Source organism: Pseudomonas sp. FP2309, assembly GCF_030687575.1.
GTDB lineage: Bacteria > Pseudomonadota > Gammaproteobacteria > Pseudomonadales > Pseudomonadaceae > Aquipseudomonas.
Map to the genome: position 1 here is coordinate 2,302,008 of NZ_CP117439.1, position 26,338 is coordinate 2,328,345.

Sequence of the window (26,338 nt, forward strand, 5' to 3'; positions counted from 1 at the left end):
GGGAACTATGGAACGTTATTCGAAAGTCGGCATGCAGGAGCTCGATCAGCGCCTGTCGAAGATCGTCGAAGCGGCGCGCAAGAAGCCGGTGTCGGTCTATCGCTATGGCGCGCCCTGGGTGTGGATCGTCTCCCAGGACGATTGGCAAGGCGCTTTGAAGGAAGTCTCCAGCTACATCCCCGCCGGTCATTCCCTGGTGTTGCTGCGTCCGCAGATCGACGAGGTGCTGGACCAGCACCGCGACCTGTTGGTGGTCGCGCCCTCAATGCAGATCGCGCCGCACACCGTGCTGCAGATCCTGTTGCTGCAACTGCTGTACTCGGTGCCCAACGAACAGCAACTGCACGAGCAGCTCAATTACAACCTGCTGTTCCGCTGGTTTGTCGGCCTGGACCTGAACCAGAAGGTCTGGAGCATTCAGGTGTTGAGCCGCGACATTGCCACGCTGCTCGATAACCCGCGGGCGGTGCAACTCATCCAGAAAATCATCAGTGACGTGTTTTGTGGCGCCTTGCTGCACATGCCGGAGTTCTCCTTGAACTTCGCCTTGCTGCACACCTGGCTGGCCCGCCACGGCAACACCGCGATCGCCAGCAATTGAACCGGTTGAACGCCGGGCAACGCAGGGCGGCGCATAAAAATAGACCATTAGGGGGCGGTGTGGAGCATCTGTTCAAGTCAACGCTGGCGCTGTGCTGCCTGACGCTTTGGGCCATGGCCCAACCCGTGCTGGCAGAGGACGAAGCGGCGGCACGCAAGGTCGACGTCAATGAGTATTTCGTGCGCGGCAACACTGTGCTCGATGCCGCCACGATCGAAGAGGCGGTGTACCCGTTCCTGGGGCCGCAAAAGACCCTGGACGATATCGAAGGCGCGCGTGATGCGCTGCAGAAGATCTACCAGGCGCGTGGCTACCAGTCGGTGTTTGTCGAGCTGCCGGAGCAGAAAGTCGATGACGGCATCGTCTACCTGCAGGTCAGTGAAACCAAGGTCGGCCGGGTGCGTGTGGTGGGCGCCAAGCATTACTCGCCGGTAGAAATCCGCGAGCAAGTGACCGGCCTGGAGGAGGGTGCGGTGCCGGACTTTGCCAAGGTGCAAAGCCAATTGGCCGGGCTCAACCGCAGCGCCGGGCGCCAGGTCACGCCACTGGTGCGCGAAGGCCAGCGCCCCGGCACCATGGATGTGGACTTGCAGGTCGAAGACCAGAACCCCTGGCACGCCAGTCTTGGCCTGAACAACGACTACAGCGCCGACACCAAGGAACTGCGCTCAGTCGCCACCCTTGGCTACGACAACCTCTGGCAACTGGGCCACAGCATTTCCCTGACCTACTTCACCGCACCCGAGGACACCTCGAACGCCAAGGTCTGGTCCGGCTCCTACAGCGCGCCGCTGGATGAGCGCTGGACCTTGCAGTTCTCCGGTTACCAGTCCGACAGCGACATCGCCACCATCGGCGGCAGCAACGTGTTGGGCAAGGGGCACTCCTACGGGGTGTCGGCGATCTACAGCCTGCCGGCCGCCGGCAACTGGGCCAACTCTTTCTCGTTGGGTATCGACTTCAAAGACTTCGACGAGCGGTTGAAATTCGGTGCCAGCAGCGATCAGGTGCCGCTCAAGTACGCACCGTTGACCCTGGGCTACAACGGCTATCGCTATACCGAGCAATCCCAGTTGGGCCTGGGCCTGAACCTGATCGTCGGCACCCGCGCCTTCTTCGGCTATGGCAGCGACGCTGAAGAATTCGACTACAAACGCTACAAGGCCAGCGCCAGTTTTGCCGTGCTCAAGGGCGACCTGACTTACAGCTACACCTTCGCCAATGATTGGCAGTCGGCGTCCAAGGCCGGCTTCCAACTGGCCTCAGGGCCACTGGTGTCCAACGAGCAGTACTCGGCCGGTGGCGCCACCTCGGTGCGTGGCTATCTGGCGGCGGAACGCACCGGCGATGAGGGCTTGCTGCTCTCCCAGGAACTGCGCACGCCGTCCCTGGCCAAGTTCCTGGGCAGTTACGTGCAGGAGTGGCGCTTCTATGCATTCGCCGAAGGTGCGCGTCTGCGCCTGCACGATCCGCTGCCCGAGCAAGAAGACGAATACAGCCTGGCCAGTGTCGGCCTGGGCACCCGCGCCAGTTTGAGCAAATGGTTGTCCGGCAGCCTGGATTGGGGCTACCCGCTGCTCGATGGACCGAACACCCAGAAACAGGACTCGCGACTGCACTTCAGTGTGCAGGCGACTTTCTGACTTTTTCTTCCGGAGACTTCACCCATGCAACGCCTATTTCTGAGCCTGATGATCTGCCTGGGCTTCGCGCTCCCGGCCACCGCCCATGCCTGGTGGCAGGATGATTGGCACTACCGCAAACAGATTTCGGTAGACACCACCGCCCAAGGCGCGGCGATCAGTCAGGCCTTGGGGCGCACCGCACTGCTGGTGCGCCTGCACACCGGCAACTTCACCTTTGACGGGGTCAAGGACGACGGCGCTGATTTGCGGTTTGTGAGTGCCGATGACAAGACCGTGTTCAATCACCAGATCGAGAGCTTCGATCCGCTGATGGGCATGGCGTTGATCTGGGTCGATGTGCCCAAGGTCGAAGGCGGGCAGCGCCAGGACCTGTGGATGTACTACGGCAACCAGAAGGCCCCGGCCACGGCCAACGGCCAACTGACGTTCGACCCCAATTACACCGCGCTGTACCACTTTGACGGTGCCAACGCGACGCCGCCGCGCGACACCACGGCCTACGCCAATAATGCGTTGAACGCCACCGGATCGAGCATCGATGGCGTGATCGGCCGTGCCTTGCAGTTCGGCGGCCAACCGCTGATGTTGCCGGCCAGCCCATCGTTGCAACACGCGGCAGGCGGCGCGTTCACGTTCAGCGCCTGGCTGCGCCTGGACCAGGCCAGCGGTGAACAAATCGTCCTGGCCCGGCGCGACGGGCCCCACAGCCTCTTGCTGGGGCTGAACCAAGGCTCGCCGTTTGTTGAAATCGACGGCCAGCGTGCGGTCTCGACGCAGCCGCTGAACCCCGGCCAATGGCAGCACCTGGCGTTCACCGCCGAGGGTGACAAGGTCGCGCTGTATGTCAACGGCCGCGAAAGCGCGAGCCTCGCCGTGGCCATGCCCGCGTTCAACACACCGTTGGCCATCGGTGCCGACCTGCCGGACGCAGCCGCTACGCACCAGCCGTTCGCCGGGGCCATGGATGAGCTGCGCCTGTCCAAGGTGGCGCGCCCGGCCGCGCTGTTGCTGGCCGATGCCAGTGCCCAGGGCGCCGAGTCGAAGCTGGTGGCTTACGGGGTGGATGAAGAGCAGTCGGGCATGGGCTTCGGCAGCCTGGGCTTTTTGCTCAACGCGGTGCCGGTGGACGCCTGGGTGATCATCCTGGTGTTGGTGGCGATGATGGTGCAGTCGTGGTTCATCATGCTGCGCAAGAACCGTCAGGTCAGCCGCGTGAGCAGCGCCAACGAGGTGTTCCGCGAGCACTTTGCGCAGATCGGCACGCGCCTGGAGATGTATGCCGACGACGCCCAGTTGGGCGAACGCCTGACCTATTCGTCGCTGTGGCGCCTGTACCTGGTGGCGGTCAAGGAAATCCGCACCCGCCGTGCCCAGGGCGCGGACACTTCGTCGGTGTCGGCCGCCACCATCGAAGCCATCCGCTGCTCCATGGACGGCGTGCGCACCCGCGAAAACCAGGCCCTCAGTGCCAAGCTCTCAACCTTATCCAACGCCATCGCCGGCGGCCCCTATATCGGCCTGCTGGGGACGGTGCTGGGGATCATGGTGGTGTTTCTCGGCACGGCCATGGCCGGTGACGTGAATATCAACGCCATCGCCCCCGGTATGGCGGCGGCGTTGCTGGCCACGGCCATGGGCCTGTTCGTCGCGATTCCTGCACTGTTTGGCTACAACCGTCTGATCACGCGCAACAAGGAAGTCAGTGCGGACATGCGCGTGTTCGTCGACGAGTTCATCACCCGCCTGGCGGAGATGCACGGCGAGAGCCAACACAGCGAGACGGCGCATCGCCGTGAGCATCACGCATCGGTTCCGGCCTGAGGAGAATTGCCATGGCTTCTGTAAATGCCTCCCACGACGATGACGATGATGCGGCCGTCGACAGCATCAATATCACGCCCCTGGTGGACGTGCTGATGGTGGTGCTGGTGATGTTTATCCTCACGGCCACCGCCCAGGTCTCGGGGATCCAGATCCACCTGCCCAAGGCCAGCGCCTCGGTGTCGCTGTCGGAGGCCAAGACCAAGGCGATCTCGGTGAACGACGGCGGCCAGGTGTTCCTTGATGCCTACCCGGTGACCCTCGGCGAGCTGGAAGAGCGACTGCGTATCGAGAAAGCGTTGAACCCGGACTTCCCGGTAATCGTGCGCGGTGACGCCATGGTGCAGTACCAGAAGGTCATCGAGGTGCTCGACTTGCTGCGCCGGCTGGAGCTGTCCCAGGTCGGGCTGGTCACCGGCAAACCGAGCCAGGGCTGAGTCATGACCGCACAGATGCCGATCACGCCCTTACCGACCAAGACCAAGCCGCCGTTGCGCCCGCTCAAGTGGGGCGCCGGCCTGCTGTTGGGGGCCGTGGCCGCCTGGTTTTTGTGGCAATGGGCCAATGACATGAGTGGCGTACGCCGCGAAGCACCGAAGGTGCCGACGATCATTCCGTTGCCGCCACCGCCGCCACCGCCGCCGCCACCACCGGAAAAACCCAAGGAGCCCGAACCCCAGGTGGAAGAAAAAGTGCCGGAGCCAATACCGACTCCAGCGCCGGAAGAGGTCAAGCCGGCCGAGGAGGCGCCACCGTCGCCCGCCGATGATCTGGCCAACCCGATGCAGATCGACGGCGATGCCCAGTCGGGCACCGACGGTTTCAATATCGGCGCCGGCAAGGGCGGGGGGATGGCCGGTTCCGGAGGAGGAGGCCTGGGCACGGGCACTTACAAGCAATACCTGGCTGGGGTGTTTCAACGCCTGCTGCGCGAAGACCCGGAGTTGCGCAAGAAGGCTTACAGCGTACAGGCGGACTTGTGGCTGAACGCCGAGGGCGAAGTCACTCGCGTGGCGTTGGCCAAATCCAGCGGCGATGCCGACACGGATGCCCAGGTATTGGCCGCGTTGCGTGCACCCCACGCCACGCAACGGGTGCCGGCCTCGGTCAGCATGCCGGTACGCCTGTCGCTCAAGGGCCGACGGCCGGATTGATCGGATACGTATTCAACTGCATTGCTCAACTGAATTTTTCAACGGTTTTTTACAGGAGTTGCGTACACATGATTTCCCCCGTGAATCGACTGACCCTGGCGGTTGGCATGGTCATTGCGACCCTGGTTGGCCAGGCGACGGCCGCGCCGGTCGCGCCTTCGGAAAACGTCACCATCAACCTGATCCGCCTGCTGGTGCAGCAAGGCGTGCTGACCCAGGACACCGCCAACGGGCTGATCGCCCAGGCCGAAAAAGAGGCTCGGCAGGCACGCCAGGCCAATGCCGCGCCGGCGGTCGCCAGCGGGCCGCCTACCGCCCCTGGGGACGTGCGCGTGCAGTACGTGCCGCAAGCGGTGCGCGACCAGATCCGTGATCAGGTCAAAGCCGAAGTCATGGCCACCGCCAAACAGGAAAACTGGGCCCAGCCCAATACGTTCCCGGACTGGATCTCGCGTATCAGCTTTGATGGCGATATCCGTTTGCGCGACGAGTCGCGCTACTTCTCGGGTAACAACAGCAACAACATCACCGACTTCGCCAAGCTCAATGACACCGGCCCGTACGACGTCAACAAAAACTCCAACACCAAGTTTCCGCCGCTGCTCAACACCCGCGAGGACCGCGAAAACCTGTTCCGCCTGCGCGCGCGCCTGGGCATGAAAGCGGTGATCTCGCCGGAGTGGACCGCCGGCATCCGCATCGCCACCGGCTCGGACAACAACCCGGTGTCCACCACCCAAACCCTGGGCGGCGGCTTCGGCAAAAAAGACATCTGGCTCGACCAGGGCTACCTGACCTGGAAAACCACCGACTACATGATGCTGACTGCCGGGCGTATCGCCAACCCGTTTTATTCCACCGACATGATGTATTCCAACGACCTCAACTTCGACGGCGTGGCGGCGCTCTTCAACCACCGCCTCAACAGCGAGTGGGGCCTGTTCGGGACCCTCGGTGCGTTCCCGGTCGAATACACCTCCGACACGGCCAGCAGCAACGGCATCGACAAGGAAGACAGCCAGACCAAATGGCTGTTCGGCGGGCAGATCGGTGCCGACTGGAAGATCAACCGCAGCAACACACTCAAGCTCGCTGCCGCTTATTACCAGTTCCAGGACATCGAGGGCGAGCGCTCCAGCCCTTGCTCCACGTGGCAAGGGGCAGCGGGGTGCGACACCGACGGCTCGCGCGTGGCGTTCATGCAAAAAGGCAACTCAGTGTTCAACCTGCGCAACAACACCACCAACCCGGCTGATCCTGTGCGCACAGCCGACCCGCAGTTTGTGGGCCTGGCGTCCAAATTCGACGTGCTCGACCTCAACCTGGTCTGGGACAGCGAACTGCCAAGCGACTTCAAGCTGCGCAGCCAAGGCAACTTCATCCACAACCTGGGCTACGACAAGGGCGAAATGCTCAAGCGCAGCGAAGGCGAGATCGTCAACAACATCAACAGCAAGGGCCAGTTTGAAAGTGGCGGCAATGCCTTGATGGTCTCGTTCACCCTCGGCAGTGCGCTGGAGATGCGCAAGCGCGGCGACTGGAACGTATTGGCCGGCTACAAGTACATCCAGCCCGACGCCTTGCCCGACGGCTTCAACGACTCCTCGTTCCACCTGGGCGGCACCAACGCCAAGGGTTACTTCATTGGCGGCAACTACGGCATCGACAAGAACATCTACGCCAGTGCGCGCTGGTTGAGCGCGTCCGAAGTGTACGGCCAGCCGTTCGAAGTGGACGTGATGCAACTGGAACTCAACACGCGCTTTTGATGCGCCGGGAGATGCCACATGAACACGCGAATCTGCGCACTGCTGTTGTTGTTCGTCGCCACCGGCGCCTCGGCCGAAGGCATGGAAGAGCGCCTGCGTACCCAACTGCGCAGCACCACCCAGCAATTACAGGCGCTGCAAAGCGAGCAGGCCCAGGCCAGTGCGGCACGTCTGGCGGCCGAAACCCAGGCCAGGCAGGCCCAGGCGCAAATCAAGCAGCTTACGGCCGAGCTGGAAAAGACCCGTGGCATGGCCGAGCAACTGGCCGGCCAGCAACAAAGCCTGCACAGCCAGGCCCAGGCCCAGGTGGCGGCGCGGGATGAGCAGCTTGGCAAGTTCAAGAAGGCTTATGACGAACTGCTGGTACTGGCCAAAGGCAAGGAGGCCGAGCGTGCCCGATTGCAGGTGCAACTGAGCGAACGTGACACACAAGTGCAGCAATGTTCGGTCAAGAATCAACAGATGTACGGGGTCGCCCAACACTTACTCACGGCCTATGAAAAAATCGACGTGGCGCAGGTCATGAGCATTCGCCAGCCCTTCGCCAGCAGCACGCGGGTCAAGTTCGAGGAACTGGCCCAGGGGTTTGGTGACGATTTGTACAAGAGCCGTTTCGATGCGCCCCAGGCAACCGCCAACCATTGATAGACAAGGAAGAGATCACCATGAGCGAATTGATTAACAGCGTCAGCGTGCAGAGCCTCACCGAGCTGTTGCAGGAGGCCGGCTACCGCGTCAACCAAAGCGAACAGAACGGCATCGTGCAGTTGCTCAGCGCCAGTCAGGGCATCGGCTATGCGGTGCGCTTTGGCAACGCGGCGGCCGAGCAGGGCAGTTATGTGGATTTCACCTACAGCTGTGCGCTGCGGGTACAGGGCGAATTGCCTGAAGGCCTGGCCCAGGTGTGGAACGCATCGCGGCGTTTTGCGCGCTTGTCGCTGCAGGGCGAGTTTCTGCTGATGGAAATGGACGTGGTGGTCGCCGGCGTTGGCGCCACGCACCTGCGCAGCCAGCTGGAACTGTGGGACCGCCTGTTGCAGGAGTTCATCGTGTACCTGCGTGAATACAGCCAGCACGCGGCGCACTTGCAGACCCAGTCCACACCCGTTGCTGAAGAGGCGCCGGCGCTGTGAAAAAGCCAACCTTGATGGTCGGCGCCGGCGCGCTGGCCCTGCTGGTGGTGGCGGTGGGCTTGAGCCTGCGCCCGGGCAGCGACCCGGTGGCGGCGCAACAGCCGGCTTCGGTGACTAACCCTGTAGCGGGCGGGCCGGCGGTGGCGCGCCTGGGCAACCAGCAAATCGACCTGCCGGAACTGAAAAGCGTATTGGCGAGCCTGCCGGCTGAGTCCCGCGAGCAACTGCGCGGCAACCGTGGCGCCCTGGAAACCTGGATTCGCTCGCGCCTGGCGCAAAAGGCCGTCCTCGAACAGGCCGACGCCCAGGGCTGGCGCCAGCGCCCGGAGGTGGAACAGCAGACCCGCGCCGCGACTGAGCAGATTGTGTTTCGCGACTACATGCTCTCGGTCAGCCAAGTGCCGGCCGATTACCCCAGCGCTGTCGAACTGCAACAGGCGTATGACAGCGGCAAGGCCCAGTGGATGACGCCGCCGTTGTACCGGGTAGGGCAGATCTTCCTTGCGGTGAATGACCCGCAAAGTGCCGATGCGGTACGCCGTCAGGCCCAGGAATTGAGCCGCAAGGCCCAGGCCGCGCCGGCGGACTTTGCCGCCCTGGCCACGCAGTTCTCTCAGGACCCGGACAGCGCCGCGCGCGGTGGCGACTCGGGCCTGCAGCCCTTGCAGCAACTGGTGCCGGCCGTGCGCGAGGCCGTCTCGCGGCTCAAGGTCGGCGCGGTGTCGGACGCGGTGCAGAGCCCGGCCGGGTTCCATGTACTCAAGTTGATCGGCCAGCAACCGGCGCGCACCGCCACCCTCGACGAACTGCGCGAACGCCTCACCCAGGCCCTGCGTGCCCAGCGTCAGGAGCAGATCGCCAAGGCCTATCTGGAAGGCATGCTCAACACCGCCACGCTGAGCATCGACGGCGCCGAGCTGAATAAAGTGCTGGAGTAATACGCTCCAACCCGCATTGGATGCATCGACCGACAAGACAGGGAGTCTGCCATGGCATTACTGGAACCGTCCGGCCCTCAGGGCCCCGCCGCCTATCGTGCACCGGCCGAGTCGCGCAGCCATTGGCTGGCTCTGGCCCATGAGATCGACCCGGAGGTGGCGCGTTACTTTCTGGTCAGTGCGCGCTGCGGCTGCTTCATGCAGGCCGCGCGCAGCTTGAATATCAAGGCCACCTTGCTGCGCAAACGCCTGGCGCAATTGGAAGGACACCTGCGCCACGCGTTGTTCAGCTACCAGGGCAATGGCCTGGTGCTCAGTCGCGATGGCCTGCAATTGCAGGCCCAGTTGGTTGCCCTGGCCCATGAACGGCGCCTGCCGGCGGTGGCGCAACCCTTGATTCGCCTGGCGGTGGCCGAACCGATCCTGCACGACATCCTCGGGCGTGATCTGATTGCCTTGCTGCGCCGCAATGCCAGCGTGCGCCTGGAGATCATCTCCCTCGACAGCCGGCAGTCCCTGCAAGCGCTGGACGTGGACATCGTGCTGTGGTTATCGGGCAACGACGGTCCGTTGCCCGGTCCGGGTTTTGCCACCGAACCGCCCCGAGCGCTGGCGCGGTTGCAGTATTTGCCGCACATCGCCAAGCGCTATTCACGCGTGACCGCACGCCCGGACAGCGTGGCAGACCTCGACGATTACATGCTGGTGCAATGGCAGCCCGACGCACAGGTCGACGCGTTGCAACCGTGGAACCAGATGGTGGAACGACGCCAGGCTGCCGTGGTACAGGTGCAGGCGTATTCGCTGATGCTGGAGATGATCCGCTGCGGTGCCTGCATCGGTTTGCTGCCGCACTACATGAGCAGCTTCGACCGTGGATTGGTGGCGCTGCCGGGGTTGCTGGCCGAGAGCATGCAGCGCCAGGTGTGGCTGGCGGTGAATGCACAGGTGCGCGATGCCGAGGCGGTGCAGATGATTGTGGCGCTGATAGTCAGTACCTTCGAGGGGCGACGCGCTTGGTTTGATTAGCGCTGCGGCGCTTTGTGCGGCCAGAGGCGTTGCGCCCTGGCGCTATCTGCGCCAGTCTTGACGGCCTCGTCCTTTGTGTTGGAGCAACCTGCGATGCAGGCCACCCGTTTGACCCTCGTCTGCCATGCCGTTACGCCCCTGCAAAAACAGGGGCGTTTTGCCGAGGACGAGTCGGTGGCGATGGACTGGCAAGGCGCGCGGTTGTCCCTGGCCGGCCGTTACACGAAAAACCTGCGCCTGCTGTGTGGCCCCGAGGCGCGAGCCCGGCAGACGGCGGGACTGTTCGGCGCACACCCGGTGATCGAAACCGCGCTGCGCGACGTTGACCTGGGGGCTTGGGCTGGCCGGGACATTGGACAGGTTGAACCTGATCAACTGAGTGCCTGGCTCACCGATAGCAGCTGCGCGCCCCACGGGGGCGAGTCGGTGGCGCACCTGTGCACGCGGGTGGCACAGTGGCTGCAATCCCTCGAAAGGCAGCCGGGCCATGTCGTGGCCGTTACCCATCCCTTTGTGGTCCGCGCCGCGCTGCTGTACGTCATGCAGTTCCCGGTCTCGATGTTCTACCGGATCGATGTCGAGCCGTTGTCCACCACGGAACTGCGTTTCAACGGTGTGTGGCGCCTGCGTCTGGAAACTCACGCCCAGGCGCCTGAACATGGCAAAATCCACGCCCCGCAATGAGAGCAACCCATGAAACGCATCCTGATCATCGGCATTGGCGCCGGCAACCCTGACTACATCACGATGCAGGCCGTGAAGGCGCTGAACCGCACCGACGTGTTTTTCCTGATGGACAAGGGCCAGAGCAAAGACAAGCTGATCGACCTGCGCCGCGAGATCTGCCAGACCTATATCACCGAACCCGGCTACCGCTTTGTAGAGGCCGATTGCCCCGAGCGCGTGCGCGGTGACATCGACTACACCACCGCCGTGCAGGACCTGAACCGCGACAAGCAAGCCACCTTCGAACGCATGATCAACGAGGAAATGGCCGACGGTGAAGTGGGCGCGTTCCTGGCCTGGGGCGACCCGGCGCTGTACGACAGCACCATCCGCATCCTGCAGGCGATCCTGGCCAGCGGCCGCTGTGCATTTGAGTTTGAGGTGATCCCCGGCATCACCAGCGTGCAGGCCCTGGCGGCGCAGCATAAGGTGGCGTTGAACCGTATCGGCAAGTCTGTGGAGATCACCACCGGTCGACGCCTGGCGGCGGGGCAGGCGAGTGATGCCGACACCCTGGTGGTCATGCTCGACGCCGAAGATTCCTACCGCACGGTGGCCGATCAGGACCTGGATATTTATTGGGGTGCCTACCTGGGCACGCCGGATGAAATCCTGATCAGCGGTAAAGTCAGCGACGTGGCTGACGAGATTCAACGGGTGCGCAAGGCGGCACGCCTGGCCAATGGCTGGATCATGGATACGTATTTGTTGCGCAAACCCTGAGGTAACGTCCCCATGTTCAAGCTGTTTGCCCTCGCGCTGACCCTGGTGGCCGGCGTTGCCCACGCTGATTCCGAGTTGCACACCGATTTGCCGCTCGCTTACCTGGAACAGAGCCAAAGCGATGCGCGCAATGAGCCGCTGGTGATCTTTTTGCACGGGTTCGGCAGCAATGAGGAAGACCTGTTCGGCATCAAGGACGCGTTGCCGTCCACATGGACCTACTTGTCCGTACGCGCGCCGATACCGGTGCAGCCCAGCGGGTTTCGCTGGTTTACCAAGACGCCGGGTGACGGCGATTACGATGGTGTGACCGCTGATTTGCGCAGCAGCGCCAAGCTGATCAAGGACTTCGTCGTCAAGGCCACCGCGAAATACCACACGCAAAGCGATCGGGTGTTCCTGGTGGGGTTCAGTCAGGGCGCGATCATGTCTTATGAGGTGGCTTTGCGTGATCCCGCTCTGGTGCGGGGCATTGCGGCGTTGAGTGGCAGCCTGTTGCCGGTGCTCAAGGCAGAGCTCAAGCCGGATCAGCGCTTGGGCAAACTGGCGATCTTTATCGGCCACGGCACGCTGGACCAGGCGTTGCCGTATGTCTCGGCGACGCGGGCGAATGAGGTGCTGGTGGGGTTGGGGTTGCAACCCGAGTTTCATGGGTACCCGGGGATGAATCACACCGTCAGTGAGGCGCAGTTGAGCGATTTGAAGGCCTGGTTGCAGAAGAGCCTGCGCTGACGGAGTGTCTGTCGGCTATTGAGTCGGCGTTACTTACCGCCTGTAATCTGCTTCACCAGCGCGGCATGCCCCTTCGCATCGTCGGCCCGCGAGATTGCCTGGATCACCAGCAGCTGGTTGCCCGAGCCGCCCAGGAAGGTGGAGTTCAAGGTCTTGCCGCCGCCCTGGGTGGCGGTGCTGTCCACCTGGCGCAGGCCCAGGCCTTTGAGGGTCAGTTTTTTCTCACTGAGTTTCTTGAAGTCGGGCAGGGCGGCGCTTTGGTCCTTGATGAAACCGGCCACGGCGCCGTCGAGGAACTTCGAGTCGTTGTCCTGGATGTTTACCCCATCGTTGCGCACGGTTTCGGCGACGATCACCACACTTTTCGTGGTTTGGTTGGCGTACATCGTGCCCTGGGTGTCGGCGGTGCCGTCTTCGGCCTTGCCGGCCGGCAGGGTGTCGGCCGCGTAGGCCTTGGGCAGGGTGAAGGTGAACTTGCCGCCCAGGGTGGAGATGGTCTGGGTGGTGGGCTTGGCTGCGGCGAACGCGCTGCCCGCGGCGAGCACGAGGGCCAGCAGGGCGGCGGTCTTGGTGAAGGTGGCCATGAAGCGCTCCAGTGATGAACGAAATTGCGGAACATTCTGTCAGAAATTTCGCAATTTCGTTCACCCGCAGGCTCACCCCTTGTCGGACTCCTCCTCAAGGCGGTCCATCTCAAACAGTCGCGCCAGTTCCGTGCGGGCTTCCTGGGCGGTTTGCATCACCTTGGCGGCATCGTCGTAGACCGCGTGTTGGGCGGCCAGCACTTGCAGGTCGTGGTTCTTGAAGCGGTTGATGCGCGCATCGGCCTGGGCTTGGGTCAGGCCCAGGCCGACCAGGGTGCGGCGGCTCATTTCCAGGCTGGAATAGAAGGTCTCGCGCACCGGCGACGCATCCAGGTCCACCAGACGATGCACGTGCTGGCGGTTACGGGCACGGGCGATGATCTTCATGTGCGGATAGAGGTTGCGCACCAACTCGGCGGTCTTGATGTTGATCTCCGGGTCGTCCATGGCGATCACGAAGAACTCCGCCTGGTCGACCTTGGCCGCGTGCAGGATCTCGGGGCGTTGCGGGTCGCCGTAGAACACCGGCATGCCGCCGAAGCTGCGGGTCAGCTCGATGGTTTCCACCGAGGTGTCGAGGGCGATGAACGAGATGTTCTGGGCGCGCAGGATCCGCGCCACGATCTGTCCCATCCGTCCCATGCCGGCGATCACCACCCGCGGCGCATCGCTCTCGATGGCGCGGAATTCCTCCGGCACATGCACTGGTTTGACCTTGGGCTTGAACAGCTTTGGGCACACCAACAGCAGTAGCGGCGTGACGGCCATGGACAGGGTGATGGTCAGCACCAGGATGTCGTACAGGTGCGGTTCGAACAGGCCCTGGTCGCGGCCGATCTTGAACACCACGAAGGCGAACTCACCGCCCGCCGCCAGCACCACACCCAGGCGCAAGGCACTTTCGCGGTTGAGGTCGCCCACCAGCCGGCCCACGGCATAGAGCAGCGGCAACTTGAGGCCGATCAACAGCAGCGTCAGGCCAATCACCACCAGCGGTGAACTGAGCAGCAGGCTGAGGTTGGCGCCCATGCCCACGCTGATAAAAAACAACCCGAGCAACAGGCCCTTGAACGGTTCGATCTGGGATTCCAGTTCGTGGCGGTATTCGGAATCCGCCAGCAGCAGGCCGGCGAGGAACGCGCCCAGCGCCATGGACACGCCTACCAGTTCCATCAGCCAGGCCGTGCCGATCACCACCAGCAAAGCGGTGGCTGTGGACACTTCGCGCAGGCCGGTCTTGGCGACGATGCGAAACACCGGTCGCAGCAGGTAACGCCCGCCGATGATCACCACCGCAATGCTGCCGAGGATCTGCAGCACGTGTTGCACGCCTTGGGCTTCGGTGGTCGGGTGATCACTGCCGGCCAGCAGCGGCACCATGGCGATCAACGGGATCGCGGCGATGTCCTGGAACAGCAGGATGGCAAACGCCAGCCGACCGTGGGGCTGGTTCAGCTCTTTGCGTTCGGCCAGGCTTTGCAGACCGAATGCGGTGGACGACAGCGCCAGGCCCAGACCCAGCACGATGGCGCTGTTCCAGGCCTGCCCAAACACCCAGAGCGCCACGGCGCCCATCACCAACCCGGTCAACAGCACCTGGGCCAGGCCGACCCCGAAGACCGCCTTGCGCATCACCCATAAACGCTTGGGTGACAGTTCCAGGCCAATGATGAACAGCAGCAACACCACGCCCAGCTCGGAGAACTGCGCCACGCTTTGCGGGTTGCCGATCAGGCCCAGCACCGACGGGCCGATGATCACACCGGCAAACAGATAGCCCAACACCGCGCCGAGTTGCAGGCGCTTGGCCAGTGGCACGGTCAGCACAGCGGCGAGCAGGAACACTACGGCTGCTTGTAACAGGTTGCCTTCATGGGGCATTGCGAACTCCAGAATCTTTAAAACCAATCAACAGGCGCGTATTAGAGCGCTTTTTGCCGGTTGAAAATTGTGTTTTTGCTGCGTGGTCGTGAGATATCGCGTGATGGGCGTTGTCGCTCAGCCTTTGTTACTATCGCTCCCCCTCGTCACCAGGAGTCACTGCCCCATGCAACACCAGTGGGATGAAATGCACCGCACCCGCAAGCCCACGTTCGTACTGTGTGGCGAGCCCCAGGGGGATGTGCTCAATCTCTATGTTCACGGTTATTCAGCGTTCTTTAACCGGCAACAACTGGGCAATTTCCAGCAGCAGTTGGCGCGCATTGAGGGCTCGACCAATCTGATGCTGTTCTGGCCGGCGGGGCACTTTCTGGAGAACCTGTTTGCACCTTTCAAGGAAGTGATTGGCGCGATGCTCGGCGGCGGCAGTGTGGGGGCTGCCACCGTGGGCGTGGGCAAGGCGATTGCGTATTTCCTGGACCACTATAAAAGCGTCGAGGCGCGAGTGGATGAGGTGGCCAAGAGCCTGCTGCCGGAACTGGCCGGCTACCTGCAAGGCCAGGCGCTGCCAGTGCGGCGTATCAATTTGATCGGGCATTCCCTGGGCGCGCGGATTCTGGTCAAGAGCCTGCTGGCCAGTCCTGAAACCGCGCGTGAGCTGCCTTTGGACAACTTGCTGCTGATGGGCGGCGCGATCTGCACATCGAGCCCCTGGGATGAGGTGTCTGCGCCACTCAAGGGACGGCTGATCAACTGCCACTCCAGCAAGGATTGGGCCTTGGCCCTGAAGCCGGACACCGAGCGTTGCATCGGGCGTTATGCGATCCCCGTGACGCCGGCGCTGAAGGCGAAGGTGACCAATGTGCATTTGGCCACCTTCGACCACGCCGCCTACTGGCCGCAGTTACAAACAGTGGTGCAGTACACCGACCTGCTGCACGAACGACGCGGCATGATTCGCTCCGACCAGCGCAGTGCCGAGGTGCGCTTTGCCGAAGAAGACACCGAGTTGTTCCCGGCCTTGGTGCAGGCGCGGCCTGAGGAGTTGAAATTCCTCGCCGAGTTGATGGCGCAAAAGCGCAGTGCATCGATTGACACCACGGTGCGTGAGCCGCTCAAGCTGGCCATCGAGTTGCAGCGCATGGGTGGCGATACCTTTATGAACCTGGCCCGTGGTCATGGTGTGAGTTACCGCCAGATCGCCGAGGACGTGGCGCAGCGCCTGGGGATCAAGTTTGACGACCCGCTTGAGAGCGTGGTGCTGGCGGACATTGAAGCCCAGGTCGCAGAAAAACTGATCGAGCAGTACAAGGACAAACTCAGCAACGCTGACCGGCAAGTATTCGATGCCGAACTCAAGGCCGCCGCGCAAAAAGAGCAGGGCTTGTTCAATCGCATCGACCTTGGCCGTTCGGCCACCACTGCCTTGAGCGGTACGGCATTGGCGGGGCTGACCGGGTTTATCCTGCGTCGGGGGGCGGCCACTGCAATTCCGGTGGTGGGGCAGGCGTTGGCGGCGGCGATGCTGCTGGTGAGCGGGGTGCGGGCATTTTCGGGGCCGGCCTATTCGATCACCACCCTCGCCGTGCTGGTGATCGGTGTGATTCGCCAGCGCATGGAGCGTGAGGCGCTGAACCAGGAGATGGACCTGGTGGTGCAGGTGGTGGAAGCGTTCGACCTGCCGCGGGATACGGTGATGCGCACGGTTGCATCCGACTGATAAGCTGCGCGCCTGTCTAGTGTGTTTGCCTGGGATACCGCGTGAAATTCAGCCTGCCAAAAATCGCTACCGCCCCGTTCTGCCCGCCGGAAGTGGCCGGTTCCGTCGCCGTTGATCCCAAGGCGTCGTTCTTCAAGCGCGTCCTGATGTTTGCCGGCCCTGGCTTGCTGGTCTCTATCGGTTACATGGACCCCGGCAATTGGGCCACCGCCATCGAGGCGGGTTCGCGTTATGGCTACAGCTTATTGTTTGTGGTGTTACTCGCCAGCCTGGCGGGCATGGCGCTGCAGTGTCTGTGCTCGCGACTGGGCATCGCCACCGGCAAGGACCTGGCGCAACTGTGCCGCGAGCGCTACAGCAAACGCTCCTCACGCACCCAGTGGGTGTTGGCGGAGATCTCGATCATCGCCACCGACCTTGCCGAAGTGCTCGGCTGCGCCCTGGCGTTTCACTTGCTGCTGGGCGTCTCGCTGACCACCGGCATTGTGATTACCGCGTTCGATACGTTGTTGGTGTTGGCCCTGCAAAACCGTGGGTTTCGTCGCCTGGAAGCGATCATGCTGGCGTTGGTGGCGACCATCGGTGTGTGTTTCTTTATCGAGCTGGCGCTGATCAAGCCTTATTGGCCGGACGTGTTCAGCGGCTTTGCGCCGTCCCTGTCGGCCATCAGCGATGCCGCACCGCTGTACCTGGCCATCGGCATCCTGGGGGCGACGGTGATGCCCCATAATCTCTACCTGCATAGCTCAATCGTGCAGACCCGCCTGATCGGCAAGGACCTGGCCAGCAAGCAGGACGCGGTCAAGCTGGCGCGTATCGACACCATCGGCTCCCTGGCCCTGGCGTTGTTGGTCAATGGTGCCATCCTGGTACTCGCCGCCGCTGCCTTCCATAAGACCGGGCATACCGACGTGGTGGAAATCCAGGACGCCTACCACCTGCTCGACCCGTTGGTCGGCGGTGCGTTCGCCAGCATCCTGTTTGGTATTGCCTTGCTGGCGTCCGGGCAAAGCTCGACGTTTACCGGCACCATCGCCGGGCAGGTGATCATGGAAGGTTACTTGAACCTGCGCATTCCCTGCTGGCAACGCCGTTTGATCACCCGTGGGCTGGCGCTGATCCCGGCATTTGTCGGTGTGTGGGTGATGGGCGACGATGCGATCGGCAAGTTGCTGATTCTGAGCCAGGTGGTGCTGAGCCTGCAGCTGCCTTTCGCGCTGTACCCGCTGATCCGCATGACCGGCGACAAGCAACTGATGGGGCCGTTCGTCAACCGGCTGCCGACGCGGGTGCTGGCGTGGTTTCTGTTCGCCGTGATCAGTGGCGCGAACGCGTGGTTGATCGCTCAGTGGCTGTTTTGAGGTGCAGGGGCCCGGAAATCAGCACGGGCCTCTCTCAACCCTTCTGTACATTCCTTACCGGTCCCAATACGGCACCGCTCCAAAACACTCTACAAAGTAATCGATCACCGTCCTGACCTTCAGCGACAGGCGCCGGCTGCCCGGCCACAGTGCCGCAATCTGTTGAGGTTCCAGGGTGGTCGCCACGTCGTATTCCGTCAGCACTGCCTGCAAGGTGCCGGCGCGCAGGCTTTCACCGATCAGCCAGGACGGAAACACCACCAGCCCCAGGCCCTGTTCGGCGGCGTGGGTGAGGGTGTCGGCATGGTTGCCGGTGACCGGGCCTTTGACGCTGTAGGACGTCCAGTCGCCCTGATCGCGGCGAAAGAACCAGCGTTGCTGGCCGGTGACACCTTTGTAGGCCAGGCATTGATGATGTTTGAGTTCGTCGGGGTGCGTGGGCGTGCCGTGCTCTGCCAGGTACGCCGGGCTGGCGGCGATACGAAAGCGCTGCGGGGCGAAGATGCGGGCCTGCATGCTGGAGTCGTTGAGCACGCCGATGCGAAACAGCAAATCGGTGCCGTCCTGTAGCGGGTCGACGTAGGTGTCGGTTTGCTGGATATCCAGTTGCAGCTTCGGGTAACGCCGGCATAGCTCGCCCAGCCAAGGCGAGAGATGCCGCTGGCCGAACACCATCGGTGCATTGATGCGCACCACGCCGCTGGGTTCGCTGTCCTGTTCCTGCAAGGCCTGGCTGGCGGCTTCCAACTGTTCGAGCATCAAGCGGGCATGCCCGCCCAGCAGGCGACCGGCTTCGGTGGGGCTCACCGCGCGCGTGTGGCGATAGAGCAACTGCTGGCCGAGGGCCTGTTCCATCAGTTGGATCTGGCGCGAGATGGAGGAGGGCGCCAGGCCTTCGCGCCGCGCCACTTCAGAAAAACTGCCGTGGTCGAGCACTGCGACGAACAGGCGCAGGGCCTTGAAACTCAATTCATTCAAACCGTGCATCGGGGCTCCGTGCTGTGCGTTTTACGCAAAGGTGTTATCCGTATGCTCCCATTTATCGCACAGCACAGCCATCGGATAATGCGCGCCATTCAAAACAGCGTTCAACGCAGGTGATGTATGCAATCCAGATCTATCGAAGGTGTGGCACCGGCCAAGCCGAAAATTAACCTGTTGCGGCTGCTGCTCTTGCCGCTGGTGATCCTGGCCGGCATGGGCTTGTCGGTGGAAGCCGGTTTGCTCGGGCCGCTGGGCGAGCAGGTGGGGCATTTATGGGCGACCCTGAGCATTTTTGGCGTGGGCTCGGCAATTCTGGGGTTGCTGCTGCTGTTCAGCGGCCCGCAAAAGGGCCCGGCACTCACCGAGCTGCCGCGCTGGCAGTTGATCGGTGGTTTCCTGGGGCCGATCTACGTGGTGGTGCTGACCCTGGCCACCCCCCATATCGGTATCGCCATGACCATGATCGCGATCCTCTCGGGACAGGTGGGCAAGAGCGTATTGATCGACCATTTCGGCTGGTTCGGCACCGCGCGCAAGCGCGTCAATGGCGAGCGCTGGATTGCCCTGGCGTTGATTGTGGCGGCACTTGTTTTGATTGCACGAGGATAAGGCGATGAATCTGATTCTGTTATTGGTCGTGGTGGTGGCAGCGGGCGCGGTGTTGAGCGTGCAGGCGGCCATCAACGGGCGTCTGGGCCAGACGGTGGGCGTGCTGCGCAGCAGTCTGGTGACCTTTGGGGTCGGCGCCCTTGTGACGGCCCTGCTGATTTTTTTCTTCGAGCCCGCCCAGGCCGTGAGCTTGCTGGAAGTGCCCAAATGGCAACTGACCGGTGCGCTGTTCGGTGTGGTGTACATGATGGTGATGGTCGGTGCGGTACCGGTGGTTGGCGCGGCAGTGGCGACCGTTGCGGTGATCACGGGGCAGTTGGCCATGGGGATGTTGATCGACAACTTCGGCTGGCTGGGCAACCCGGCGATTGAGCTGTCAGGCAGTCGGATCGTGGCGATGGTGTGTCTGGCCCTGGCCCTGGTGTTCATGTATCGCAGCAACACGCGAACCGACTGATGGTTTGAACGAACGGCGCGGGCGTGCAGTCATTGCTTAAGGTGCCGGCGTTCGCCGCACCGGGACGACCATGAAGAAGGAGTCTGAACATGCCGGATCAAACGTGTGCTTGCCCCCACTGCAAATGCGTACTGGGCGTCGACGCGATCATGAAAGATGGGAAGGGCTATTGCTGCCAGGGGTGTGCGGAACATCATGCCCACGGTGAGCCTTGTGCCGCGCCGACAGGCTGTGAGTGCGCTAAATCGGCTCACGGCTGACGCTGTTGCCAGGCGGCCGGTAGCGCCGGCCCCTGGCGCGATTCATTGGGTTTCCAGCTCCAGCTGCAAGCTGTGGTCGGCCAGACGCTGGCGGTCTTTGACCACACCACTGGTACGCCGCCCCTGCAGCGCGAACACTACCGTCTGGGCATCCTGCAGGTCTTCCGGCAACGGCTGGAACACCTTCACCACCAGCCATCCAGGTGTTTTTTGCAGGCTTACCTGACACTCCGCATGCTTGGACAAGGGGCCAAGCAGCGTGTCCTGGGTGTAATCGATCCGCGCTTTGCCATGGATCTGTTCGGGTAACGTCATGATTCATACTCCTTGCTTGATCAAGCCTGGGCGCGCGCGTCCGAGCGGCGCCATTGCACGTTATGGATGCCGAACTTCTCGGCTTGAGCCTGGCTGGTCTTTTTCACTTGCTCGCGGGAGAAACGTCCGATACGTCCCACGCCGGCGTCACAACTTGCCCAATGCCAGGCCTCTGCTGCATCAAGCTTATCCAGGCGGATAATGAATGACTTGGCATCGCCATGCAGGGTGTAGTCGATGACAAACAATTTTGCGTTATTCATTGGCCCGTTAACCTTGGTGATGTAAGCAAGTGATCCCCGGTGCGGGTAAAAATTCACTCGGATGGTCGAGCGGTCATCATTTTCACGACCGCCTTTCCCTTGATCGATGCGCACGCCACGGGCCTGGGCGTCCCCCCCGCTGGCCGTTGGGGCTGCCAGGGACGTGAATCGAGGCAGCGCGGACACAATCATCCGGCTGCCTTGATTGCGCGGTTATACCTCGGGAACGCCCTTTTCCCAGGCCGACCAGTTGTTGAGGATTGCCTGTACCAACGGATTGCCCGTGCGGTACAGGTTTTCCAGGGCCGGTACGAAGCCGCCCTGATCCGCGTATTTGAGCAGGTTGTCCACCTCGCTGTAGCCGGGGTAAGGCCGGTCGAAATCGGAACCGGCACGCACCACGGCCAGGCGCTGGATATCCACCAACCCTTCACGGCTGGCGCGCAGCAGAGCCTCATAGGTGGAGTTGTCTTCCTGTTGGGTGGTGCAGTACTCGCCTTTATTGTCGGTCAGCAACTTGGTCCAGACTTCGGCGCGTTCACTCAGGCGCGTGCCGGAGAACCAGGTATTGCCCGCCAGCGTGTCGCAGCGCGTGACCTGCGGCGGCTGGTTGGCCGGCGCGGCGGGGTAGTGCTTGCGCCAGGCGCTGGACTCCTTGCTTTCCGTCAGTTCGACCTTGTGCGACAGGGCAAACGCCTTGGCTTGCAGCTTGGGGTTCAGCTCGAACACTTCGGTCTTGTAGTCCAGCGGTGGTTTTTCGTTGGGACCCTTGGTGTTGATGCCGATATAGCCGGTCGGCCAGTCTTTGGGCGCATCCCGTGAATCCAGCTCCCACTGAGTGCCGAATTCCACCAGGTAATGGGCCCAGGCAGCGGTGCCGATCGTGCCGTGCTTGGGGTTGATGCCGGCGATCCCGGCAATCAGGAAGTAGCTGTGGCGCAAGTCGAACCTGGGCGACAAGGCCAGGGCCAGAGTGGATGCTGCGGCGTTGGTCTGGCCCATGCCGGTGACCAGCAGGCACACGTCCTGAGTATTGCAGCGGATCACCGGGTATTCGGCGGACAGGCCCGGCACGCGAACTTCCTGCGTGAGTTGCAGGCGCTCGATCCAGGTTTGCGCCTCGGGGGCGAACATGGTGATCAGCATCACCTTGGGTTTGATCGGTGCCGGGGCGTCAGCCAGCACCAGGTGCGGCAGCAAACTCAGGCCAGCGGCCATCGACAGACGGGTAAAGGTGTTCATCTCATGCTCCTTGATCAGAATTGGTAGCCCACGCCGGCGTAGTAACCCCAGCCGTCGGAGCGTGCGCGGAAATTGCCTTCGCCGAAGTTCAACTCGCTGCCATCCTCCCAGTTGCCGCCGTTATGGAAGTAACGGCCGACCAGGGTAAAGCGCAGGTGGGTGAAGGCATACAGCAGCACGTTGGTGGCCACCGTGGAATTGGCGGTGCGTGCCGGGTTGTCATGGTGCAGGTTCGATCCGAAATCGTGGTTGGTGAAGCCGATGTAGGTCAGCGAGGCGCCGTTGTCGAAGGTGCCGATGGGCACGATGTACTTCATCTGCGCGCGGTAGCCGTCCCAGGAGTATTCATTGCTGGCGCCGTAGTTTTCCCACTGGTAACGCCCGTAGAAATTGGCTGAAAGGTTAACCCGCGAGTGGGTGTCGATGTCCGTGCCCAGGCCGCTGTAGAGGGTGTTGGCGCGGTTTTCCTTGTTGCTGCCGTGGTCGTAGATCCAGTCGAACGCCACGTACCACTCCTTGAACGGCCCGATGGCCAGGCTGCGTCCGGCGAGGTAGTCGATCGAAATACGCGGCTCATGCTCCATGAACACCGGCGAGCCATGGTCCCATACGCCTTTGTCATTGCTGTTGCCGATGCCGAGGACCTTTGGCACATCAATATAGCCGTACAACTCGAAAGGCCCCTTGCGGCCGAAGTACTCGTATTCCAGGTAGATGTCGTCGGATGGTTTGGGGCCGAAGCTGATGTCCTTGCTGCCGATCAGGGTCAGGTCCTGGTTGAACCATTCGGAGAGGTAGGCACCTTTGTTCGGGCTTTGTGTTTCAGCGCTGAGGGTTTCGCCCTGAGCTGAGTCATTGACGGGCAGATCCTGCGCCAAAATGGGTGCGCTGAGTACTCCCGTAACGGCGGCCAGTAGCACGCAAACAGCAAAGAGAGGACGAGGCCTTGAGGTGGGGTGCATGGAAAGTCCCTATTCGTACGCGGTTTGAACCCGCTGCTGCGGGCCGTGGTGAACTTGATGCTCAAGTTCGTACCGCAAACGTTTGCACAGGCTGTACCAACTTCTCTCAATGGCTTGAATGGCCTGGGAAAAAGCCGAATTAGTCGACCTTTTGGTCAAAAATGACTGGGTGGCATTTTTTCGATGCGGTTGTACAGATGCATCGCGCTTTCGCGGCGGTAGTCACTCGGGGTCTGGTTCATCTCGATGCGAAAGTGCCGGTTGAAGTTGGACAGATTGGCGTAACCCACCTCAAAGCAAATGTCCGCCACCGACCGGTCACTTTGCAGCAACAGCCGGCAGGCGCGCTGCACGCGGAACTTGCGCATCAGGTCGATAAAGCCGTGGCCGGTGTTGCGCTTGAAGAACCGCGAGAAGCCCGGTTCGCTCATCTCCAACTGTTGGGCGATCACCGACAGGCGTACGTCACCGGTGAGTTCGCGCATCAAGTAGTCGAAGGCTTTGTTGATGCGCTCGGCGCTGCGCGCGTCCAGGGTTGGCGCATAACAGGCGCTGGCCAGGGTTTTTACCTGGGGCGGCGGGGCGTTTTTCAGGGTGTCCAGCAACTGCAGGAACAGGATCAGCCGCTGCAGGCCGTGGGCACGGCCGATGGCCTCCATGTGTTGGGCCGCCCGTATCGCGGTGTCGCCGGTAAACTCCAGGCCGCGCCGGGCCTGTTCGAACAATGGTTGCACATCACCCAACTCGGGCAGCGTCTCGCGCAGGGCGAGGAGGGCCGCGCCGTCGAATTGCAGCACCACATCGCGTCCGCTCAGGTGTTCACCGGGGGCCAGTTCGCCGATCCAGTCGTGGGGCAGGTCCGGGCCTATCAGCGCGACATGGCCGGCACCGAACGCACCGATATAGTCGCCCGCGACCAACTTGCCGCTGCCTTGGCGGATCAGGTGGATTTCGAATTCGGGGTGGTGGTTCCAGCGCGCCAGGTCGTAGGGGTAGTCATGTTCGAACCAGCGGAAGCAGTGGTCCGGCTCGGGCAGGATCACTTCGCGTTCGGCAGGGCGGTGTTCAAACAGCTGGGCGCGGCTCACGGGCATGGTGCGGCCTGTTTTTTATTGGATTGCCTTAAAAATACGCGCCCCGGCCCTTCAGGCGCTACCCCGGATTTTGTCCGATGCTGGTACTTTTTTGATCCTGGCAGCAGGGTTAAAAAAGTATCACTCGGGCATCCGCCATTCGTTTGTGAGGGCCTGTCCAAGCTGCTGTAATCGGCGCTCAACAACAAAAACAACAGGTGGAAACCGCCATGTCAACGTTCCCCAAAGCACTGTTCCTGCTGTCCGGTCTGGCTCTGGCCATGCCCAGTCATGCGGCTGATACGGTGACCATTGCCACGGTCAACAACAGTGACATGATCCGCATGCAGCGCCTGTCCAAGGTGTTCGAGCAGCAGCACCCGGACATCAAACTCAATTGGGTGGTGCTCGAAGAAAACGTGCTGCGCCAACGCCTCACCACCGATATCGCCACCCAGGGCGGGCAGTTCGATGTGCTGACCATCGGCACCTACGAAACGCCGCTGTGGGGCGCCAAACAGTGGCTGGAACCGCTGAACCAACTGCCGGCCGATTATGACGCCGAGGATATCTTCCCTTCGGTGCGTCAGGGCCTGTCGGTCAATGGCACCCTGTATGCCTTGCCGTTCTACGGCGAAAGCACCGTCACTTACTACCGCACCGACCTGTTCAAACAAGCTGGCCTGAGCATGCCCGCGCATCCTACCTGGACCCAGCTCGGTGAGTTCGCCGCCAGGCTCACGGCCAAGGACAAAGGCCAATACGGCATGTGCTTGCGCGGCAAGGCCGGCTGGGGCGAAAACATTGCATTGCTGAGCACCATGGCCAATGCGTTTGGCGCGCGTTGGTTCGATGAACACTGGAAAGCCCAACTGACGAGCCCCGAGTGGAAGGCCGCCGCCAACTTCTACGTCAACACCCTCCAGCAGTACGGCCCGCCGGGCGTCTCCAGTAACGGCTTCAACGAAACCCTGGCCCTGTTCAACAGCGGCAAGTGCGCGATCTGGGTCGACGCCAGTGTCGCTGGCTCCTTCACCACCGACACCCGCCAGAGCAAGGTCGCCGACAGCGTCGGTTTTGCCGCGGCGCCCACCGAGGTGACGGACAAAGGCTCTTCCTGGCTCTATGCCTGGTCCCTGGCTATCCCGGCCACCTCTAAACATAAGGACGCCGCCAAGGCCTTCATTATCTGGGCCACGTCCAAGGACTACATCCAACTGGTCGCCGATAAAGAAGGCATCACCAACGTACCTCCGGGCACACGCCAGTCCACCTACAACGACGCCTACCTCAAGGCGGCACCGTTTGCTCAGGTCACCCTGGAGATGATGAAACACGCCGACCCGGCAAACCCTTCGGTCAAGCCGGTGCCGTACATGGGCATCCAGTACGTGACGATTCCCGAGTTCCAGGCCATCGGCACCTCGGTCGGCAAGCTGTTTTCGGCGGCGCTCACCGGTGGCATGACGGTTGATCAGGCCCTGGAACAGGCGCAGTCCACCACCGAGCGCGAGATGAAACGCGCCGGCTATCCCAAGTAACCTTGACGGACCCCCACACCATGAAACGACTCGAAGGTAAAAGCGCGCTGATCACTGGATCGGCGCGCGGGATCGGCCGCGCGTTTGCCCAGGCGTATATCCAGGAAGGCGCGACCGTTGCCATCGCCGACATCGACCTGCAACGCGCCCAGGCGACGGCCACCGAACTGGGGCCCCAGGCCTATGCGGTGGCGATGGACGTCAGCGACCAGGCTTCCATTGACGCGGCGATTGCCGCCGTGGTGGCCCACGCGGGCAAGCTGGATATCCTGATCAACAACGCGGCGCTGTTCGACCTGGCACCCATCGTCGACATCACCCGCGACAGCTATGACCGGCTGTTCTCGATCAACGTCGCCGGCACGTTGTTCACGCTGCAGGCTGCGGCCCGGCAGATGGTCCTCCAGGGCCGCGGCGGCAAGATCATCAACATGGCAAGCCAGGCAGGGCGGCGCGGCGAGGCGTTGGTGGCGGTGTATTGTGCGACCAAGGCGGCGGTGATCAGCCTCACCCAATCGGCGGGGCTCAACCTGATCAAGCAGGGCATCAACGTCAACGCCATCGCCCCCGGTGTGGTGGATGGTGAGCATTGGGACGGCGTGGATGCATTGTTTGCCCGGCATGAAGGCTTGGCGCCCGGTGAGAAGAAGAAGCGGGTAGGGGCCGAGGTGCCGTTTGGGCGGATGGGTACGGCTGAAGACCTCACCGGAATGGCGATCTTTCTCGCTTCGAAAGAGGCTGACTATGTGGTGGCCCAGACCTACAACGTCGATGGCGGCAATTGGATGAGCTAGCGTCACACAGCCATTTGATT

Annotated in this window: 28 protein-coding genes; 20 read left to right on the plus strand and 8 right to left on the minus strand. The window is 62.3% G+C overall.

The window, feature by feature from the left end:
- Positions 1-7: 7 nt before the first annotated feature.
- The 13 genes from PSH59_RS10635 to PSH59_RS10695 all read left to right on the plus strand — a co-directional run bounded on the left by PSH59_RS10635 (position 8) and on the right by PSH59_RS10695 (position 12,272).
- Positions 8-601: a transposase gene (locus PSH59_RS10635; protein ID WP_305395290.1), complete on the plus strand. Its 594-nt coding sequence runs from the start codon at positions 8-10 to the stop codon at positions 599-601.
- 59 nt (positions 602-660) lie between these two features.
- A complete protein-coding gene (locus tag PSH59_RS10640; protein ID WP_305394992.1) occupies positions 661-2,244 on the plus strand; it encodes a ShlB/FhaC/HecB family hemolysin secretion/activation protein in 1,584 nt (527 codons plus the stop codon).
- 24 nt (positions 2,245-2,268) lie between these two features.
- On the plus strand, positions 2,269-4,068 hold the full coding sequence (locus PSH59_RS10645; RefSeq protein WP_305394993.1) for a DUF2341 domain-containing protein: 1,800 nt from the start codon (positions 2,269-2,271) through the stop codon (positions 4,066-4,068).
- An 11-nt stretch (positions 4,069-4,079) separates the two neighbouring features.
- Entirely contained in the window at positions 4,080-4,505 is a 426-nt protein-coding gene (locus PSH59_RS10650) for a biopolymer transporter ExbD (RefSeq protein ID WP_010211136.1), read from the plus strand.
- Between the two features lie 3 nt (positions 4,506-4,508).
- Entirely contained in the window at positions 4,509-5,222 is a 714-nt protein-coding gene (locus PSH59_RS10655; protein ID WP_305394994.1) for an energy transducer TonB, read from the plus strand.
- Between the two features lie 68 nt (positions 5,223-5,290).
- Entirely contained in the window at positions 5,291-6,991 is a 1,701-nt protein-coding gene (locus PSH59_RS10660) for a putative porin (protein ID WP_305394995.1), read from the plus strand.
- 18 nt (positions 6,992-7,009) lie between these two features.
- Positions 7,010-7,636, plus strand: a complete 627-nt coding sequence (locus tag PSH59_RS10665; protein ID WP_305394996.1) for a DNA repair protein — start codon at positions 7,010-7,012, stop codon at positions 7,634-7,636.
- Between the two features lie 20 nt (positions 7,637-7,656).
- Positions 7,657-8,124, plus strand: coding sequence for a YbjN domain-containing protein (locus PSH59_RS10670; protein ID WP_305394997.1), 468 nt, complete (start codon positions 7,657-7,659; stop codon positions 8,122-8,124).
- On the plus strand, positions 8,121-9,062 hold the full coding sequence (locus tag PSH59_RS10675) for a peptidylprolyl isomerase (RefSeq protein ID WP_248083581.1): 942 nt from the start codon (positions 8,121-8,123) through the stop codon (positions 9,060-9,062). Before PSH59_RS10670 ends, PSH59_RS10675 begins: the two co-directional genes overlap by 4 nt.
- A 51-nt stretch (positions 9,063-9,113) precedes the next feature.
- Positions 9,114-10,091, plus strand: coding sequence for a LysR family transcriptional regulator (locus PSH59_RS10680; protein ID WP_305394998.1), 978 nt, complete (start codon positions 9,114-9,116; stop codon positions 10,089-10,091).
- Between the two features lie 93 nt (positions 10,092-10,184).
- Positions 10,185-10,775 (plus strand): histidine phosphatase family protein, encoded by a 591-nt coding sequence (locus tag PSH59_RS10685; RefSeq protein ID WP_305394999.1) that lies wholly within the window; start codon positions 10,185-10,187, stop codon positions 10,773-10,775.
- A gap of 9 nt (positions 10,776-10,784) precedes the next feature.
- On the plus strand, positions 10,785-11,540 hold the full coding sequence (gene cobF / locus PSH59_RS10690; RefSeq protein WP_305395000.1) for a precorrin-6A synthase (deacetylating): 756 nt from the start codon (positions 10,785-10,787) through the stop codon (positions 11,538-11,540).
- A 12-nt stretch (positions 11,541-11,552) separates the two neighbouring features.
- Positions 11,553-12,272 (plus strand): alpha/beta hydrolase, encoded by a 720-nt coding sequence (locus PSH59_RS10695; RefSeq protein WP_305395001.1) that lies wholly within the window; start codon positions 11,553-11,555, stop codon positions 12,270-12,272.
- Positions 12,273-12,301: 29 nt separating this feature from the next.
- On the opposite strand, the gene PSH59_RS10700 is transcribed toward PSH59_RS10695, so the two are convergent.
- Both PSH59_RS10700 and PSH59_RS10705 read right to left on the minus strand, forming a co-directional pair.
- A complete protein-coding gene (locus tag PSH59_RS10700; RefSeq protein ID WP_305395002.1) occupies positions 12,302-12,856 on the minus strand; it encodes a hypothetical protein in 555 nt (184 codons plus the stop codon).
- A 72-nt stretch (positions 12,857-12,928) separates the two neighbouring features.
- On the minus strand, positions 12,929-14,737 hold the full coding sequence (locus tag PSH59_RS10705; protein WP_248083587.1) for a monovalent cation:proton antiporter-2 (CPA2) family protein: 1,809 nt from the start codon (positions 14,735-14,737) through the stop codon (positions 12,929-12,931).
- 166 nt (positions 14,738-14,903) lie between these two features.
- Here PSH59_RS10705 and PSH59_RS10710 point away from each other — a divergent pair, with 166 nt between their 5' ends.
- Both PSH59_RS10710 and PSH59_RS10715 read left to right on the plus strand, forming a co-directional pair.
- Positions 14,904-16,457, plus strand: coding sequence for a DUF726 domain-containing protein (locus PSH59_RS10710; protein WP_305395003.1), 1,554 nt, complete (start codon positions 14,904-14,906; stop codon positions 16,455-16,457).
- Positions 16,458-16,498: 41 nt separating this feature from the next.
- Complete coding sequence (locus PSH59_RS10715; RefSeq protein WP_305395004.1) at positions 16,499-17,818, plus strand: Nramp family divalent metal transporter; 1,320 nt, start codon at positions 16,499-16,501, stop codon at positions 17,816-17,818.
- Positions 17,819-17,872: 54 nt separating this feature from the next.
- Here the strand turns inward: PSH59_RS10715 and PSH59_RS10720 are convergent, their stop codons facing one another.
- On the minus strand, positions 17,873-18,805 hold the full coding sequence (locus PSH59_RS10720; RefSeq protein WP_305395005.1) for a LysR family transcriptional regulator: 933 nt from the start codon (positions 18,803-18,805) through the stop codon (positions 17,873-17,875).
- Between the two features lie 117 nt (positions 18,806-18,922).
- On the opposite strand from PSH59_RS10720, the gene PSH59_RS10725 reads away from it, so the two are divergent.
- The 3 genes from PSH59_RS10725 to PSH59_RS10735 all read left to right on the plus strand — a co-directional run bounded on the left by PSH59_RS10725 (position 18,923) and on the right by PSH59_RS10735 (position 20,128).
- Positions 18,923-19,411 carry a DMT family transporter gene (locus PSH59_RS10725; protein WP_248083591.1) on the plus strand — a complete coding sequence of 163 codons (489 nt, stop codon included), beginning with the start codon at positions 18,923-18,925 and terminating at the stop codon, positions 19,409-19,411.
- A 4-nt stretch (positions 19,412-19,415) separates the two neighbouring features.
- Complete coding sequence (locus PSH59_RS10730; protein WP_305395006.1) at positions 19,416-19,868, plus strand: DMT family transporter; 453 nt, start codon at positions 19,416-19,418, stop codon at positions 19,866-19,868.
- An 89-nt stretch (positions 19,869-19,957) separates the two neighbouring features.
- Positions 19,958-20,128 carry a metallothionein gene (locus PSH59_RS10735; protein ID WP_248083593.1) on the plus strand — a complete coding sequence of 57 codons (171 nt, stop codon included), beginning with the start codon at positions 19,958-19,960 and terminating at the stop codon, positions 20,126-20,128.
- 42 nt (positions 20,129-20,170) lie between these two features.
- On the opposite strand, the gene PSH59_RS10740 is transcribed toward PSH59_RS10735, so the two are convergent.
- The 5 genes from PSH59_RS10740 to PSH59_RS10760 form a co-directional block, all read right to left on the minus strand.
- Positions 20,171-20,443 carry a hypothetical protein gene (locus PSH59_RS10740; protein WP_248083594.1) on the minus strand — a complete coding sequence of 91 codons (273 nt, stop codon included), beginning with the start codon at positions 20,441-20,443 and terminating at the stop codon, positions 20,171-20,173.
- A 20-nt stretch (positions 20,444-20,463) separates the two neighbouring features.
- The gene (locus PSH59_RS10745) at positions 20,464-20,706 is read right to left on the minus strand and encodes a DUF6555 family protein (RefSeq protein ID WP_305395291.1); all 243 of its coding nucleotides are present in this window, start codon (positions 20,704-20,706) and stop codon (positions 20,464-20,466) included.
- Between the two features lie 213 nt (positions 20,707-20,919).
- Positions 20,920-21,948, minus strand: coding sequence for a purine nucleoside permease (locus PSH59_RS10750; protein WP_248083595.1), 1,029 nt, complete (start codon positions 21,946-21,948; stop codon positions 20,920-20,922).
- A 14-nt stretch (positions 21,949-21,962) separates the two neighbouring features.
- Complete coding sequence (locus PSH59_RS10755) at positions 21,963-22,910, minus strand: nucleoside-specific channel-forming protein Tsx (protein ID WP_248083596.1); 948 nt, start codon at positions 22,908-22,910, stop codon at positions 21,963-21,965.
- 155 nt (positions 22,911-23,065) lie between these two features.
- Positions 23,066-24,004, minus strand: a complete 939-nt coding sequence (locus tag PSH59_RS10760; RefSeq protein WP_305395007.1) for an AraC family transcriptional regulator — start codon at positions 24,002-24,004, stop codon at positions 23,066-23,068.
- A 260-nt stretch (positions 24,005-24,264) separates the two neighbouring features.
- On the opposite strand from PSH59_RS10760, the gene PSH59_RS10765 reads away from it, so the two are divergent.
- The gene (locus tag PSH59_RS10765; RefSeq protein WP_370694418.1) at positions 24,265-25,524 is read left to right on the plus strand and encodes a sugar ABC transporter substrate-binding protein; all 1,260 of its coding nucleotides are present in this window, start codon (positions 24,265-24,267) and stop codon (positions 25,522-25,524) included.
- Positions 25,525-25,544: 20 nt separating this feature from the next.
- Positions 25,545-26,318 (plus strand): L-iditol 2-dehydrogenase, encoded by a 774-nt coding sequence (locus tag PSH59_RS10770; protein WP_248083599.1) that lies wholly within the window; start codon positions 25,545-25,547, stop codon positions 26,316-26,318.
- The last annotated feature ends 20 nt before the right edge of the window (positions 26,319-26,338 follow it).

Bases quoted from the DNA above. Each gene is read 5' to 3' on its own strand.
- PSH59_RS10755 (WP_248083596.1), bottom strand. From the start codon at position 22,910: ATGCACCCCACCTCAAGGCCTCGTCCTCTCTTTGCTGTTTGCGTGCTA.
- cobF (WP_305395000.1), top strand. From the start codon at position 10,785: ATGAAACGCATCCTGATCATCGGCATTGGCGCCGGCAACCCTGACTAC.
- PSH59_RS10665 (WP_305394996.1), top strand. From the start codon at position 7,010: ATGAACACGCGAATCTGCGCACTGCTGTTGTTGTTCGTCGCCACCGGC.
- PSH59_RS10720 (WP_305395005.1), bottom strand. From the start codon at position 18,805: ATGCACGGTTTGAATGAATTGAGTTTCAAGGCCCTGCGCCTGTTCGTC.
- PSH59_RS10680 (WP_305394998.1), top strand. From the start codon at position 9,114: ATGGCATTACTGGAACCGTCCGGCCCTCAGGGCCCCGCCGCCTATCGT.
- PSH59_RS10645 (WP_305394993.1), top strand. From the start codon at position 2,269: ATGCAACGCCTATTTCTGAGCCTGATGATCTGCCTGGGCTTCGCGCTC.
- PSH59_RS10765 (WP_370694418.1), top strand. From the start codon at position 24,265: ATGCCCAGTCATGCGGCTGATACGGTGACCATTGCCACGGTCAACAAC.
- PSH59_RS10685 (WP_305394999.1), top strand. From the start codon at position 10,185: ATGCAGGCCACCCGTTTGACCCTCGTCTGCCATGCCGTTACGCCCCTG.
- PSH59_RS10655 (WP_305394994.1), top strand. From the start codon at position 4,509: ATGACCGCACAGATGCCGATCACGCCCTTACCGACCAAGACCAAGCCG.
- PSH59_RS10745 (WP_305395291.1), bottom strand. From the start codon at position 20,706: ATGAATAACGCAAAATTGTTTGTCATCGACTACACCCTGCATGGCGAT.
- PSH59_RS10710 (WP_305395003.1), top strand. From the start codon at position 14,904: ATGCAACACCAGTGGGATGAAATGCACCGCACCCGCAAGCCCACGTTC.
- PSH59_RS10695 (WP_305395001.1), top strand. From the start codon at position 11,553: ATGTTCAAGCTGTTTGCCCTCGCGCTGACCCTGGTGGCCGGCGTTGCC.
- PSH59_RS10700 (WP_305395002.1), bottom strand. From the start codon at position 12,856: ATGGCCACCTTCACCAAGACCGCCGCCCTGCTGGCCCTCGTGCTCGCC.
- PSH59_RS10730 (WP_305395006.1), top strand. From the start codon at position 19,416: ATGAATCTGATTCTGTTATTGGTCGTGGTGGTGGCAGCGGGCGCGGTG.
- PSH59_RS10670 (WP_305394997.1), top strand. From the start codon at position 7,657: ATGAGCGAATTGATTAACAGCGTCAGCGTGCAGAGCCTCACCGAGCTG.
- PSH59_RS10635 (WP_305395290.1), top strand. From the start codon at position 8: ATGGAACGTTATTCGAAAGTCGGCATGCAGGAGCTCGATCAGCGCCTG.
- PSH59_RS10760 (WP_305395007.1), bottom strand. From the start codon at position 24,004: ATGCCCGTGAGCCGCGCCCAGCTGTTTGAACACCGCCCTGCCGAACGC.
- PSH59_RS10770 (WP_248083599.1), top strand. From the start codon at position 25,545: ATGAAACGACTCGAAGGTAAAAGCGCGCTGATCACTGGATCGGCGCGC.
- PSH59_RS10660 (WP_305394995.1), top strand. From the start codon at position 5,291: ATGATTTCCCCCGTGAATCGACTGACCCTGGCGGTTGGCATGGTCATT.
- PSH59_RS10750 (WP_248083595.1), bottom strand. From the start codon at position 21,948: ATGAACACCTTTACCCGTCTGTCGATGGCCGCTGGCCTGAGTTTGCTG.
- PSH59_RS10650 (WP_010211136.1), top strand. From the start codon at position 4,080: ATGGCTTCTGTAAATGCCTCCCACGACGATGACGATGATGCGGCCGTC.
- PSH59_RS10735 (WP_248083593.1), top strand. From the start codon at position 19,958: ATGCCGGATCAAACGTGTGCTTGCCCCCACTGCAAATGCGTACTGGGC.
- PSH59_RS10725 (WP_248083591.1), top strand. From the start codon at position 18,923: ATGCAATCCAGATCTATCGAAGGTGTGGCACCGGCCAAGCCGAAAATT.
- PSH59_RS10705 (WP_248083587.1), bottom strand. From the start codon at position 14,737: ATGCCCCATGAAGGCAACCTGTTACAAGCAGCCGTAGTGTTCCTGCTC.
- PSH59_RS10740 (WP_248083594.1), bottom strand. From the start codon at position 20,443: ATGACGTTACCCGAACAGATCCATGGCAAAGCGCGGATCGATTACACC.